Raw genomic sequence first — 14,848 nt, forward strand, 5'->3', positions numbered from 1 at the left:
AATAATCATATATAAAAGAGGAAATATTGTTAGTCTTTTCTAACAGTATTTCCTCTTTTTTATAAACCGCATCACCAACTGATAAGCAGAACCATATAATAAATAAAGCTAAAAGTTGAGTTGTACAATATTTATTATTTTAAATGAGATAGTATTTCAATATTGCTATTTGAATAAATTTATATAACCTATATAATGAGGATGAATAATTAGAAGAAAGGTGAATTTAATGAAAAAGTTAAGGTATAATAATTTAAATAATAAAATCAGATTAAATCATCAATTTAAATTTTCTGGTGTGGCCCTCATTATTAGCACTTCTTTAATGGGATATAGTGTGACTTCAACACCATCAGTAGAAGCAAAAGATAAGGCTGATTTAAATATTGAGACACATTCGAATAGTGAAAATACGCTAGAAAAACGCATTCAAGAAGGTAAAGAGAAAATTGATAAACTAAAAAACATTAAAGATAGTCAGAAAGATGCTTCTATTAAAGAAATTATAAAAGCTAAAAGTACAGAAGAAGTTGAAGCAATATGGAAGAAAGCAAAAAAGGTTGATAATAAAATCATTGAACAGAATAAAGTACAGAGTCATTTAATTGAAAACGACAAAAAGGAAGTATCTGAAGATAAGGAAAATGTAAAAAGTGAGTTAGATGGTCAAAAAAATATAGCTTCTTCTGTTAAAGAAAAGTCTAACCATATTGAAGAACAAGATAGTAATGAATTGTTCGATCAAGAAGGTCTGCAAGATAATACGTTTGATGCTAATTTAAATCAAAGAGATACAAAGCAAGATACAGCTCATTTGTTTGATGATAGTGTTAATTTTCCCAGTTTAGTTGATAGGGGTAAACTCAATGAAGAAATTAAAGATATAGCAGATATGAATGATAGTGAAGAAAATAAAAATACGACTTCAGAAAATGACAAAAGCGCTGTTAAAGAAAACAACCAAGACGGTTTAGCATTTAAAGATACATCTAATACTGAGAGTAATCAAATGCAACAATCAGACGAAATTAAAAAAGGCATCGATAAAGTTACGACAAACCATTCAAAAGTAAAAGATAATTTAGATTATTATGTCGAAAATAAAGAAAATAATTTAAAGATATTGGATTCAAAGCTTTCTGAACGAGACTCAATATCTGCTAAAAACAAAGAAAAATTGAAAAAAGAAATAGAAAAAACGCAACAAAGTCTAAAGAAACAAAATGACGTTGTATTAAATCATTTACAATCTGTAAATAATAAAGAACAAGCTGTAAAAGATATTGTTAGTGGTACTTTTGATGAAAAGAATGCACAATCTATTTTAGAACGTATAGATACAAAAGGTAAAACAGATCAACAAATCGCGAGTCAAGTTGTTAGTGAGTTAGATAACTTATCTACTACTACGAGTGATGATATTTTAAAATCTATGTTTGATAAAACATCTAATAAGCAAGAACTTATTAAAACGATACTATTAACTAAATTTGATCATATAGATACATCAAAAATCGTTGGTGAAATAATGCGTAAAAATCCGAGTAACGAACAAATTGTAGCTTTAATCAAACATCATTTTGGGGACAATGTTACAAGCGATGATATTTTAGAAAATATATTGGACCAATCTCATGATAAACGTAAAGCTTTAGAAACAATGCTAGCTACGAAATTAAATGATGCTAAAGCTAAAGCGCTTGCTGACGTTATTGCCAAAAAAGAAGATTCTAAGCATAACTTATTAAATCTAATGAAATCGGGAATTAATAATGAGTTGAATGATTTATTAAAGGCTGATAAAGATATAAGTAAATTTAAAGATGATATGCATGGTTTGTTTGAACCATTAAAATATACGCCAAGTTTATCAAATAAATTTGATGGGATTTTGTTAGACAGAGATGAACAGATGCGAAAATTAAGTGGAAATTCAAAATTACTTGGTACACCAAGTCTATTTGACGATTTATTCAATAGAAATAGTATATTAGATGGAATTAAGGATATATCTAATCCTTCGCCTGGTCGTGCTTTATCTCTAGGTGATTCCTCGGGTAGCTTTTTAAGTGGTTTATTTGACAATAATGGTGATTTTTCTTTACCTGATACAGGAACAGTAGTAAAAAAATCAACGATTCCATTAGGAATTCTACTTTTCATTATAGGTGGTGGATTAATATGGTTCACCAAACGAAATAAATCGAAAAATTGTAAATATTAAATTATAACGTATTTAGTACGAGTTAATTCATATAGTATATTTAAAATGCTCCATTCAAAGTGAACACTAGTAAGTGGAACTTTGAATGGAGCATTTGTATTTTGAATGATTAAAAGTTAAATTAAACACCTTAATAAATAAAATAAAGGGAATATTTAAATTTACTAGTTATTACCTGTAATGTAACTCAATTCAGTTGCAGCATCTGCATCAATTGTTCTATAAGAAACGATACCAAGTCCTTTAATGTTTGATTCTGATATAACGATAGAACCATCATCGTTAACTTTTTCTACAAAAGCTACATGACCGTAGATCTGGTCTGCTCCTTGTTGACCTGCCTCAAATACAACGGCAGTGTGAGATTTTGGTGTTGAAGAAACAGCATAATCTTTTCTTTCTGCTCGATTATTCCAGTTTCGTGCGTCGCCTAAATCACCACTCACATATTTGTCGAACTGTGCCATGCGATTATAAACATACCATGTACATTGCCCATGAGGATAAGGAGAGTCATTTGTTGTTTCTGAAAATGGTTTGAAAGCTGCATCATAATCATCGTTGTTCGCTTTGTAGTTATCTAAATCAGGCATTTTTTTATTATCAAACTGTGTTAAGTCATAGTGGTTGATAATACTATTTAATTTGTCCGCGTATTGTGAATCAGTCGCGTATGTGGTAGCCAAATGCATTGTTGCTGAACGGTAACTATAAGCTTCACTTTTCCATGTTGGTTTATAAATGTCCTGATTACCATCGATGCCGTGTTTGATTAAATTGGCATAATCTTCCAATGATTCTTTTTTGCTTGGATAGCTACGGAAGTTTGCTGAAATTTGGAACGTAAGTTTGCCATTATCTTCGAGTGTATTAAATGTAGCCGACTGACCTTCATAAGCTCCTTTTATTCCAAATAAATTGAAATGTGGTGAACTAGCAAGATCGCTAGTGCCTGAGTCAGATTCTAATATGGCTTGGGCAATCATAACAGATGCATAAATATCTTCATCTTGACCTATGTCGTGAGCGTCTTGTGCAACTGTTTTAATAAAATCTCGTGTATTTTTACTTTCAGTAATTGTTATATCGTTAGAATTGTTATTATCATCCGATAAATTTGGCAATTGTTGGAAAGTTGCAGTAGATCTGATGTTTGATTGGTTTATGTCGTTTTCAAATGATTGAGCTGGCTTTTCCTTTTTAGCTAATTGTGATTCAGAAGGTAATTGAGGGTTAGCATTTGTATTCGATGCCTGTTTCTCAGAATTATTTTCCTTACTTTTACTATTTCCATTTGATAAATCATCTTTTTGAGCATCATATTGTTTTTTATTATTTTTAGCATCTTCACTATAATCGTCTAAAATTGCATCTAATACTTTATCGTTAGATTTTGTATCTGATTTATCAGCATTTTCGTTATCACTGTTGGCATTATCGTTTTCAGTAGCAGGTGTGTCATTATCTTTGTTGTCTAGATCATCAGCATCATTATTTGCTTCTTCATAAGATTGATCTTGTTGGGAGGATTGTTTTGACTCACCATCATCTTTTTTTTGATTTTTATCAACTGGAAGTTTGTTTGATTCAGACTTATTATCTATATCATCGTTCTCTGACTTCTCAGACGACTGTACATCATCAATGTCATCTTGTAGTGACCCCTTATCACTATTTTTTTCTAAATTGTTAGTATTTGATTCGTCACTATCATCCGAATATGTCGTATTTGGATTTATTTGATCTATAGATGTATCATCATTGTGACTGTCGTTCTTCTCGTTTTGTACATCGTTATTCTCAATAGTAGAAGTTTGTTTCATTTTATTATTAGAGAACAGTTGATTTAATAATTCAGATAGCCCATGCTTGTCACTCTTAAAAGGTTCTGGCTTGAAAACATTCAAACTATCATAAGACGATGAATCATTAAATGAATTTTCAAATGAACTTGGTATTTTTTCGTTGGATGATTCATTATCAGAAGTTTTATGTCTTTTATTATTAATATCTTCTGTAGACCTTTCATCTTTTGTACTATTTAACTTACTCTTGCGTTCACTAATTTCCTTTTCATCACTAGCTTTATTCTTTTCATCATTTCCATCTTTTGATGAATGTGATTGCTTAGCGTGCTCCTCATCTTTTTCCTTATACACGTCATTTGATTCAGAAGTTGTGGCACTTTTTTCTAAAGATTCGGCACTAACATCGTTGATAGAAAATGATGGAATAAGTAAAGAAGTTGAAAGCAAACAGACTAATAATTTTTGTTGCTTCATGAAAATACCTCTTTTCTAAAATATATAATTTTGCTATGTACAAACTATGGTTTGTCTTGGTACACTGTAAACAGACTTAGGTTTAGTTGATATGTATCAACTATAAAACGAATAGACTTTGTTAATGCATTCAGTATATCAACTTATATGAAATTAACAAATAGTAATTTTAAATTTATGTAAGAAAAATCAATAGATACAGTTTTAGAGGTGTATAAATGAAGAACGCAATAAAATTATTTATAATGGATTTGAAAAAGATTGCTAAGACGCCTGCTGTTTTAGTGATTTTAGGAGGTTTAGCACTTCTTCCTTCTTTTTATGCTTGGTTTAACTTAGAAGCGACATGGGATCCATACGGTAATACTAAAAATATTAAAGTGGCTGTTGTAAATGAGGATAAGGGAGATACAGTTAAAGATAAAAATGTGAACGTGGGCAATAAAATTACCAATAAACTAAAGAAAGATGATAACTTTGATTGGCAATTTGTAAGTCGAAAAAAAGCCGATCATGATTTGAAGATGGGCGATTATTACGCGGCCATTTACATACCAGAGAAGTTTACACACCAAATTACCGGCACACTTCGAAAAAACCCACAGCAAGCAGACGTAGAATACAAAGTGAATCAAAAACTTAATGCGATTGCGCCTAAAATGACAAATGCAGGGACGAGTGCCATTGTTCAAAAAGCAAATGAACAATTTAATGAGACAGTAACAAAAGCATTATTAGATGAAGCAAATCGACTTGGCGTGAAACTTGAGGAAGAAATTCCAACCATAAATAAAATTGAAGATGCAGTATCTAAAGCTAATGATTCTATACCCAAAATTAATGATTTCGCTGATAAAATAATATATTTAGATGAAAATCAGGATGAAATTGACAATTATGCTGATGAATTTAGAGCGTTAGGAAATCATAAAGATGAGGTTATAGATGCTGCAGATAAATTAAACCAAGTTAATGCGGCCATTCCGACATTAAATGAGCGAGCTAAATTGATATTGGCATTAAATGACTACATGCCAAATATTGAAAATGCCTTGAATGTTGCATCTAATGATGTACCAGAAGCTTTTCCAAAAATTAATCGTGGTGTCGACCTTGCAAGCGCAGGGGTTGACGCAGGGTTACAAGACCTGAATGAAGCGCAAGGATATTTACCTGCAGTGCAACAGCGTGTCGAAGGCTATCAAGAAGTCGTTGATAATGCACAAGAAGCAAATCAAAATGCTAATAATCGATTACAAGAAAATGTTGAAACTGAGCAGCAAAGTTCTAAAGGGTCAGACAGTTATTCAAATATTAAAACTTCGCAAATAAGTAATGGTAATAGCGACAATGCTGGGAATAATCAAAATGGAACAGCAATAAGTAGTGAAGATGTAAGCGCAATGGAATCTTCACTATCAAAATCATTATTATCTTTATCCAATTATACCGACAAACAAGCGGAAAGTAGTCAAGAAGATATTAATGCGCTAAAAAATGTCACTTACGGTATTATATCTACAGATAAGCCAAAAGATTTCAAAGAAACTTTAGATAATATTAAATCTAGACTTGAAGTAACAAGTAAGTCCAATCAAAAATTTATAGATATATTATCAGAGCTTGAAGATAGAGAAAAGGTAGATCTTTCTGATGAGATTAAGGAGTTAGAATCAGCAAATAATAGAATTAATAATTTAATTAAGACACAAAATCAACTTAGTGAAGCACTTTCGAATGGAAGTTCTGGTAAAGAAGAAGCAGTAGAATTACTTAAAGAAATTCCAGGCGTGAATAGTAGCTTAGATGATTTAAGAAACTATATTAAGTCAGAACTAAACCAAAAATTATTAGATGTATCTAATGATGTGATGTCATTATTAGATGACGGCGATATAAAACTATCAACTGTTCAATCGAAATTAAACACAATTGATCAAGTTATAAATTCAGGAGAAAGTATTTTAACTACTGGTAAGGATAGAATTGAGACGATTCAAAGTGCACTACCAGTCATTGAGCAAAGATATATGGATGCAATGTCTATTGCTCAAAATTATTATCCACAATTTAAACAAAGTGTTTCTAACGCAGCATCATTTATTGAAAATGACTTGCCAGGTTTAGAACAACAGTTATCTGATACAACAGCAACTGTGAACAATACAATACCTACACTGTTTAATCGGTATGATAATTTGGTAGATATTTTAGATACAAATCAACCACGTGCAAAAGAAAGCTTGCACAATTTGGCAGGTTTTGCACGTAATCAATTACCAGATGTTGAAAAAGATCTGGCTAAAGCGAACAAACTATTTGATGAGATTGAAGACGACGATGCAGTGGATAAAATGGTAGACCTATTGAAAAATGATTTGAAAAAACAAGCTAATGTAATCGCAAATCCAATTAATATAGATCAAAAAGACATATTTCCTGTGAAAGACTACGGTTCAGCAAGCACACCATTTTACACAGCATTAGCAATATGGGTAGGAGCTTTATTACTGGTAAGTTTATTAACGACAGATAATAAACATAAATCATTAGAGCCACATCTAACGACAAGAGAAATTTATCTAGGAAAGAGTGGGTTGTTCTACACGTTGGGTATTATCCAAGCACTCATCGTATCAATTGGAGATATAGTGATACTGAAAGCGCAAGTTGAATCTGTTGTATGGTTTATTGCTATATCAGTATTCTCATCACTTGTATTTATTTCAATTGTATATACTTTAGTGTCATTGTTAGGAAATCCAGGGAAAGCAATTGCAATCATCTTCCTTGTACTACAAATAGCAGGTGGTGGAGGAACCTTCCCTATCCAAGTTACACCAGAGTTCTTCCAAGTCATTCACCCTTATTTACCTTTCTCTTATTCAATAGATGCTTTAAGAGAAGCAGTTGGAGGACCTGTACCTGAAATTTTAACTAAAAAATTAGTGATACTTTCATTATTTGGTATAGGATTTTTATTAATTGGTGTTATCTTTAAACCAATTACTGATCCACTGATGAGAAAAGCAACTGAAAAAGCTGAAGAAAGTGATGTAATGGAATAAAGTTATTATGCTTATAATAAGTAATATTTAATTTTTAAAAAATCAATGATGGTTGAAAAACGATAGTTTAGTAAGGAAGGTTAATATGGAGCATAAAGAGGGAAACTTAGAAATAATAATTAACCAATTCTATGATGCTACAGCGAATATTAATAAAGCAATTACTAACATGGTTAAAGAATTGGAACCAGGTCGTTACTTATCTTATGAACAAATAGAAACAATGTATTTTATTCAGCATAATGAAAAAGTATCGATTAACGACTTAGCAAATAAGCAACGTACTTATAAGACAGCTGCATCAAAACGTGTTAAGAAGTTAGAAAGCAAAGGTTATGTGCAACGAGTTTATTCGAATGATAAACGTACTAAATTAGTGAGTTTGACGCATAATGGAGAACGCTTATTAAAAGAAATGAAAATAAACTTAACAAAAGAAATAAAGTTACTTTTGTTAAGTTGTTTTGTTAGAGAAGATTTTGAAAAATTTATGTATCAGCTCATGAATTTTGAAAAGGCATTTTTAAAAAAGTACTACTAGAGTAAGTTAATTTCACTAAATTAAAGTATCCGCTGTAACTTAGATGTTTGAAAAATGAAAATTTAACGTTTATTAATCGTAATCATATTAGTAAGAACATTGAGTCATTTATTATAAGAAACCAACCTCTACATATTTGTATTATACATGTAGATTGCTATCAGTTAATTCATTCATACTAAAATTACTGTTCATATTGCTAAAAGATTATTGTAGTTACTATCCCAATATATAAAAATCATAAAATTTGTTTAGCTGGTTTCATATTGAAACCGGCTATTTATTAACCAAAAACCGCATCATAAATCGATAAGCAGAAAGTTATCCTAGGTGATTTGAATTATTAAAAAAGTAAAATCTAATGGATTAGCATCAAAAGTAGTTAAGTAAAGTTTCATCTTTCTGAATCAGGTAATATCAACAGCAACTAATTTAGAGATAAAACTCCTCAATATTCATCAAATATTGAGGAGAACTATTTTCATCCAATTTTAGGCGCTGTAAAAATTTTCAGCGAGAAATCCAACTATTTTGTGTGTAACTTTAAATGTAAAGCGTGTACTTTTTCTGCCAATGCTTGAACTGGACCATCGACATCAGCATTTTCAATAACTTGATGGATAGGTAAACTTTTTACTGGTGATGGTGGTGCGCCTATCTCATTTAGCCACGTATTTAATTGTTCAGTAGAACTGGCATAAACGATTCTTCCAAGACCTACCCAAGCATGCGCGGCGGCACACATTGGGCAGTGTTCTCCAGAAGTGTAAACCGTTGCTGTCTTGCGCTCTTCTGGTGTTAAATGATTAGCAGCCCATTTCGCTATTTCAAACTCAGGGTGTCTAGTGTGATCACCATCACTAACATGGTTGTGATCTTCAAATAAAACGTTGCCATTAGAGCTCACTAATATAGATCCAAACGGTTCGTCTCCTTTATTCAGTGCCTGTTCTGCTAATTCGACACATCTCTCTAAATAAGTAATATCAGATTCACTAACCATCTAATAGCCTCCTTAGTAATTACAAATGAATATTATTCTTTCAAAAATATTACATAGTACTTGTATCAATTACAAAACGATATTTAATATCTGAAGCTAAGACTCTCTTATATGCATCATCAATTTGATCCGCTGAAATTATTTCGATTTGAGGTTCAATGTTGTGTTGTGAACAGAAATCTAACATTTCTTGGGTCTCTTTTATACCACCAATAGCTGAACCAGCAAATGATCTACGATGACCAATTAAATTTGCTACATGTAATGATATAGGCTCTGCGGGTGCCCCAACATTAACGATTGTACCATCAAGTGTTAATAAGTTAAGGTAATCATCTAATTTCAGATTCGCACTCACTGTATTAATAATTAAATCAAATGAGCTTGCAAGTGTTTCAAACGTTGCTTCATCACTTGTTGCATAATAATGTGAAGCACCTAATTTCAAACCATCTTCTTCTTTATTTAATGTTCTTGATAATACAGTTACTTCAGCACCCATAGCATGTGCAATTTGAATAGCCATATGTCCAAGTCCACCCATACCTATAATCGCTACTTTTTTATCTTCATTTGCATTCCAATGATGTAAAGGTGAATAAGTCGTAATGCCAGCACAAAGTAAAGGTGCAGCAGCATCTAAACCAATATTATCAGGAATACGTAATACAAAATCTTCATGTACTACGATATGTGTTGAGTATCCACCTTGAGTTGGTTCACCATATCTGTCTGTACCTGCATATGTACCGACGTTTCCTTTTAAACAATATTGTTCTTCGCCATTTTGACAATGTACACATTCTCCACAAGAGTCTACCATGCAACCCACGCCGACACGGTCATCTATTTGATATTTACTAACTTCAGAACCGACTTCTTTAACAATTCCTGCGATTTCATGACCTGGCACTAATGGGTAATTAACGGGTCCCCATTCTCCATGTGCAGTATGAATATCAGAATGGCATATGCCTGCATATTTAATTTCTATTAAAATATCGTGTGTATCAAGATCACGTCTTTTAATTTCTGTAGCATAAAAATCAGAATCTGGACTGTTCACAGCTCTAGCTTTAACATTTAACATAATATTAATTCCTCCAATATTCGTACATCAGAATATTTCTATTGATATTCTTCATTGTTCATAATAAACCTTAAAGTATACTTTAGGTCAATGAATATGACTTCCCAGGAAATTATGACTGAACATCTAATTCGGCCGTTTAATAAATATATTAATTTAGCAACATGATAACGACGCAGTGCTCATAGCGTTTACAGAGTTGATATTCATTCTACCGATATGGCACAATATACTACAATAAGGGGTGTCATATGAAAATAAATAAAATCATAAATAATAATGTTATCAGTGTCACTCAAAACAACCAGGAACGTGTTGTGATGGGTAAAGGGATTGGGTTTCAGAAGGAAGAAGGGGACATTGTCGAAGAATCAAAGATTGATAAAATTTTTGATTTAAATAACCAAGAAATATCAGACCGTTTTAAAACGTTATTAATTGAAGTGCCAATTGAGGTTGTGCAAGCAGTTGAGAAGATTATTGAAGTTGCAAAAATTGAATATCATAAAGAGTTAAGTGATACGATTTATGTTGCACTCACTGATCATATTAACTTTGCGATTGAGCGTCAACAAGAAGGTATGGCAATAAAAAAAGGCTTATTATGGGAAATAAAAAAGTTCTATCCAACTGAGTATGAAGTTGGGATGCGAGGCTTGGAATGGATTGAAGAAATTGCAGGTGTTAAATTACCAGCTGATGAAGCGGGTTTTATCGCAATTCATTTGTTAAATGCAGAGCATAATAACTTAGCAGATTATAACCAAGTAACTGAAATGGTACAGAACATTTTAAGTTTAGTGAAGTATCACTTTAGATTAGATTTTGATGAAGAAAGCTTAACTTACTTCAGATTTGTAACACATTTAAAGTTTCTTGCACAACGTATTCTGTCGAAGAATCCACTTAATACGAGTGAAATTGAGCTTTACGATATTGTAAAAGAGAAGTATAAAGATGCGTTTAAGTGTGTGAAGAAAATCGAAGTATTTTTAATGAAAAAATATCAATATGAAATGACAAAAGACGAAGTCTTGTACTTAACTATCCATATACAAAGATTAATTTCTAGAAATGAAAGCGTTGACAATTAATAATTATGTGCTATATTTAGTGTTAATAAAACAAAATAAACAATTAATTGTTTAGGATTGTGACTGTTCGGCAGGCGAGACCTAAACCATTAATAGATGAATTTATCTTGGGATAAGTGTATCTATTTGTGGTTTAGGTCTCGTTTTTTTTGTTCTAAATAAGGCGGGAGTGATAGAAATGGCAAATGATCTAAGACTGGCTGATGAAATACTAAAAAACATCGGCGGTAGTGGTAATGTTAAGAATTTAACGCATTGTATGACACGTTTAAGATTTGTACTAAAGGATGAAAGTAAGGCAAATGATGAAATTATAAAGAATTTGGATGGAGTAATGGGTTTACGTAAACAAGGCGGACAATATCAAATTATAGTTGGGAATAACGTTTCGAAAACATATGCTGAGTTAATAGAATTAGGTGTAAGTGGGGATGATAAGAATAACGAGCCTGTTGAAAAGAAAAAATTAACAATTAAACAAGTTGGTATTAATATTTTAGACGCAATTATTGGTACGATGTCTCCATTAATCCCTGCTATCATTGGTGGGTCAATGATTAAGTTATTAGCAATGCTTTTAAGTATGACGGGTGTGTTATCAGAGGAAAGTTCAACATTTAATATTTTAAATACGATTGGTGACGCACCGTTCTTCTTCTTACCGATACTTGTTGCAGTATCTGCTGCTAGGAAATTTAACAGTAATGTATTCTTGGCATTGGCAGTATCTGGGGTCATGGTCCATCCAGTATTTATGGAGATTATGGAGAAAGCAGCTGAAGGTAAAGAAGCTACATTTGCATTTATTCCAGTTATGTCTGTGAAATATACGTATACGATTATTCCAGCAATTGTCATGACATGGTTGCTGAAATACATTGAAGATTTTGCGGATTATATTACGCCAATTGTCATGAAAAACTTTTTGAAACCAATGTTAATCCTATTAATTGCAGCACCTATAGCGATTATTATTGTTGGCCCTGCTGGTATTTTAATTGGTACAGGGTTAGCTCAAATTGTATTCTTTGTCCATGGTCAATTAGGATTCTTAGCAGTAGCAATTGTTGGTGCATTGTGGCCGTTATTAGTTATGACAGGTATGCACCGCGTGTTCACACCAACAATCGTTCAAACAATTGCAGAAACAGGTAAAGAAGGCATGGTTATGCCATCTGAGATTGGTGCAAACTTATCTCTTGGTGGGGTTTCAATGGCAGTAGCATTTAAAACGAAGAATAGAGAATTACGTCAAACAGCTTTGGCAGCAGCGTCATCAGCAATTATTGCTGGTATTACTGAACCTGCGTTATATGGGGTAGCCATTCGATTAAAACGTCCAATGATTGCATCAGTTATAACTGGATTTGTAGCAGGTGCAGTTGCAGGACTTGCAGGACTTGCGAGTCATTCTATGGCAGCACCTGGATTGTTTACGAGTGTACAATTTATAGATAAAGACAATCCTATGAGTATTTTATGGATTATTGTGGTTATGGTCATATCAATTGTGCTTTCATTCATTTTAACGTTAGTGATTGGTTTTGAAGATATACCAGAATCAGAAGATGACTTATTAGATTTAGGAACGAAAGATAATACTACTATTGCATCCCCAATTGAAGGGGAAATCAAACCGATTGCAAGTGTTCAAGATGATGTATTCAGTAGAGAAGTGATTGGAAAGAGTATTGCAATTGAACCAACAGGAAACAAGATTTATGCACCAGTAACCGGTACAGTGACTTCAGTCTTCCCGACAAAACATGCTGTTGGCATTACAGGTGACGAGGGCGTTGAAGTATTAATTCATGTAGGTATTGATACTGTGAAGTTAGAAGGAAAACCATTCACATCTGCAATAGAACAAGGGGACCATGTGAATGTTGGCGATGTTATTGGAACATTTGATTTAGCAGAAATTATTGAAGCGGGTTATGATCCTACAACAATTTTAGTGATTACAAATACTGAAGATTATGACGCAATCACGTCATTCGATAACGTAGACGTTAAAGTACATACATCAATATTAGGAGTGGTTAAAAAATGACTATAAAAACTTTTCCAGAAGATTTTCTTTGGGGTGGTGCTATTGCAGCAAATCAAACTGAGGGTGCATGGGATTTAGGTGGCAGAAGATTAAGTAATATAGACTTAATTCCTCATGGCCCTAATCGACAAGAGATAAAACTAGGGAATAAACAATCTAAATTAAGTGATACAGAATATTATCCAAGTCATACAGGTATTGATTTTTATCATCGTTATAAAGAAGATATTGCGTTACTTGCTGAAATGGGATTGAAAGTGTTTAGAACATCTATTTCTTGGGGTAGAATTTATCCGAATGGTGATGAAGAAACACCAAATCAAGCTGGTATCGATTATTACACTAAGTTATTTAAAACATGTAAAGCGCATAATATGGAGTTACTCGTAACGCTTGCGCATTTTGATATTCCAATGGGGATCGTTGAGCAATATAATGGTTGGAAAAATAGAGAAACAATCAATTTATATGTGAAATTTTCAGAAACTTGTTTTGAATACTTCGGAGCATATGTGAATTACTGGATTCCATTTAATGAAATCAATGTCGTGTTGCACAGTCCATTTTCAGGAGGTGGCTTAACCTTTGATGAAACTGAAAATAAAGAAGCAGTTTTATATCAAGCGGCACATTACATGCTAGTCGCAAGTGCTAGAGCTGTCGAAAGTTGTCATCGCATCACACCAAAAGCGAAAATTGGTTGTATGATTGCAGGCGGCAGTTTCTATCCTTATAGTTGCAACCCAGAAGACGTCTGGCAGTCTATGAATGATGAGAGAACCAATACGTTCTTTGTAGACGTGCAAGCGAAAGGGAAATATCCTTATTATATGGATGCATTCTTTAAAGCTAAAGGTCTCAATATTGATATTGAAAGCGATAAGGAAATATTGAAAGAAACTGTAGATTTTGTAGCGTTTAGTTATTATGCATCTCGAACATCTATTGCTGATATTTCAAGAGTGGAAAAAAATGAAGGCAATATTATTGTCTCTGCTAAAAATCCTTACTTAAAAATGAGTGATTGGGGATGGGTCATTGATCCGCTCGGTTTAAGAATTACGATGAACCAAATATATGAAAGATTTGAGAAGCCACTGTTTGTCGTAGAAAATGGCTTAGGTGCGAAAGATGTAGTAGAAGTAGATGGAACCATTCAAGACGATTATCGTATTGATTATATGCAACAACATTTCCAAGCGATGTATGATGGGATTCAAGATGGTGTACCGTTATTAGGTTATATTAGTTGGGGTATTATTGATTTAGTATCAGCATCAACAGGTGAAATGAGTAAAAGATACGGCATGATTTATGTTGATAAAGATAATGCTGGCAATGGCACTTTAGAACGTAAAAAGAAAAAATCATTTGATTGGTATAAACAAGTAATACAACGAAATGGTATAGAAATATAACTTATCTAAAAATAAATGCAAAGGAGAACGCGTCTTATAAAACGCGTTCTCCTTTTTTATAAATGCTTTCACTTC

Annotated in this window: 9 protein-coding genes; 6 read left to right on the forward strand and 3 right to left on the reverse strand. The window is 32.6% G+C overall.

Features of this window, described 5'->3' with window-relative positions; all coding sequences use genetic code 11:
* Positions 1 to 229 precede the first annotated feature (229 nt).
* A complete protein-coding gene (locus ACP3TL_RS11945) occupies positions 230 to 2,224 on the forward strand; it encodes a ring-infected erythrocyte surface antigen domain-containing protein (protein WP_069832367.1) in 1,995 nt (664 codons plus the stop codon).
* Between the two features lie 164 nt (positions 2,225 to 2,388).
* On the opposite strand, the gene ACP3TL_RS11950 is transcribed toward ACP3TL_RS11945, so the two are convergent.
* On the reverse strand, positions 2,389 to 4,506 hold the full coding sequence (locus ACP3TL_RS11950) for an amidase domain-containing protein (RefSeq protein WP_069832368.1): 2,118 nt from the start codon (positions 4,504 to 4,506) through the stop codon (positions 2,389 to 2,391).
* A 218-nt stretch (positions 4,507 to 4,724) separates the two neighbouring features.
* On the opposite strand from ACP3TL_RS11950, the gene ACP3TL_RS11955 reads away from it, so the two are divergent.
* Positions 4,725 to 7,574, forward strand: a complete 2,850-nt coding sequence (locus tag ACP3TL_RS11955; RefSeq protein ID WP_277575711.1) for a YhgE/Pip domain-containing protein — start codon at positions 4,725 to 4,727, stop codon at positions 7,572 to 7,574.
* An 85-nt stretch (positions 7,575 to 7,659) separates the two neighbouring features.
* On the forward strand, positions 7,660 to 8,115 hold the full coding sequence (locus ACP3TL_RS11960; RefSeq protein ID WP_069832370.1) for a MarR family winged helix-turn-helix transcriptional regulator: 456 nt from the start codon (positions 7,660 to 7,662) through the stop codon (positions 8,113 to 8,115).
* 526 nt (positions 8,116 to 8,641) lie between these two features.
* Here the strand turns inward: ACP3TL_RS11960 and ACP3TL_RS11965 are convergent.
* Both ACP3TL_RS11965 and ACP3TL_RS11970 read right to left on the reverse strand, forming a co-directional pair.
* Positions 8,642 to 9,118 (reverse strand): nucleoside deaminase, encoded by a 477-nt coding sequence (locus ACP3TL_RS11965; RefSeq protein ID WP_277575710.1) that lies wholly within the window; start codon positions 9,116 to 9,118, stop codon positions 8,642 to 8,644.
* A 49-nt stretch (positions 9,119 to 9,167) separates the two neighbouring features.
* Positions 9,168 to 10,208, reverse strand: a complete 1,041-nt coding sequence (locus ACP3TL_RS11970) for an NAD(P)-dependent alcohol dehydrogenase (RefSeq protein WP_069832372.1) — start codon at positions 10,206 to 10,208, stop codon at positions 9,168 to 9,170.
* A gap of 251 nt (positions 10,209 to 10,459) precedes the next feature.
* Here ACP3TL_RS11970 and licT point away from each other — a divergent pair, with 251 nt between their 5' ends.
* The 3 genes from licT to ascB all read left to right on the forward strand — a co-directional run bounded on the left by licT (position 10,460) and on the right by ascB (position 14,773).
* Positions 10,460 to 11,302, forward strand: a complete 843-nt coding sequence (gene licT, locus ACP3TL_RS11975) for a BglG family transcription antiterminator LicT (RefSeq protein ID WP_069832373.1) — start codon at positions 10,460 to 10,462, stop codon at positions 11,300 to 11,302.
* Between the two features lie 178 nt (positions 11,303 to 11,480).
* On the forward strand, positions 11,481 to 13,355 hold the full coding sequence (gene ascF, locus ACP3TL_RS11980) for a PTS cellobiose/arbutin/salicin transporter subunit IIBC (protein WP_069832374.1): 1,875 nt from the start codon (positions 11,481 to 11,483) through the stop codon (positions 13,353 to 13,355).
* The gene (ascB, locus tag ACP3TL_RS11985) at positions 13,352 to 14,773 is read left to right on the forward strand and encodes a 6-phospho-beta-glucosidase (RefSeq protein WP_285325961.1); all 1,422 of its coding nucleotides are present in this window, start codon (positions 13,352 to 13,354) and stop codon (positions 14,771 to 14,773) included. Before ascF ends, ascB begins: the two co-directional genes overlap by 4 nt.
* Positions 14,774 to 14,848 lie beyond the last annotated feature (75 nt).

The organism is Staphylococcus caseorum (assembly GCF_049943195.1).
In the GTDB taxonomy this organism is placed as follows: Bacteria; Bacillota; Bacilli; order Staphylococcales; family Staphylococcaceae; genus Staphylococcus; species Staphylococcus equorum_A.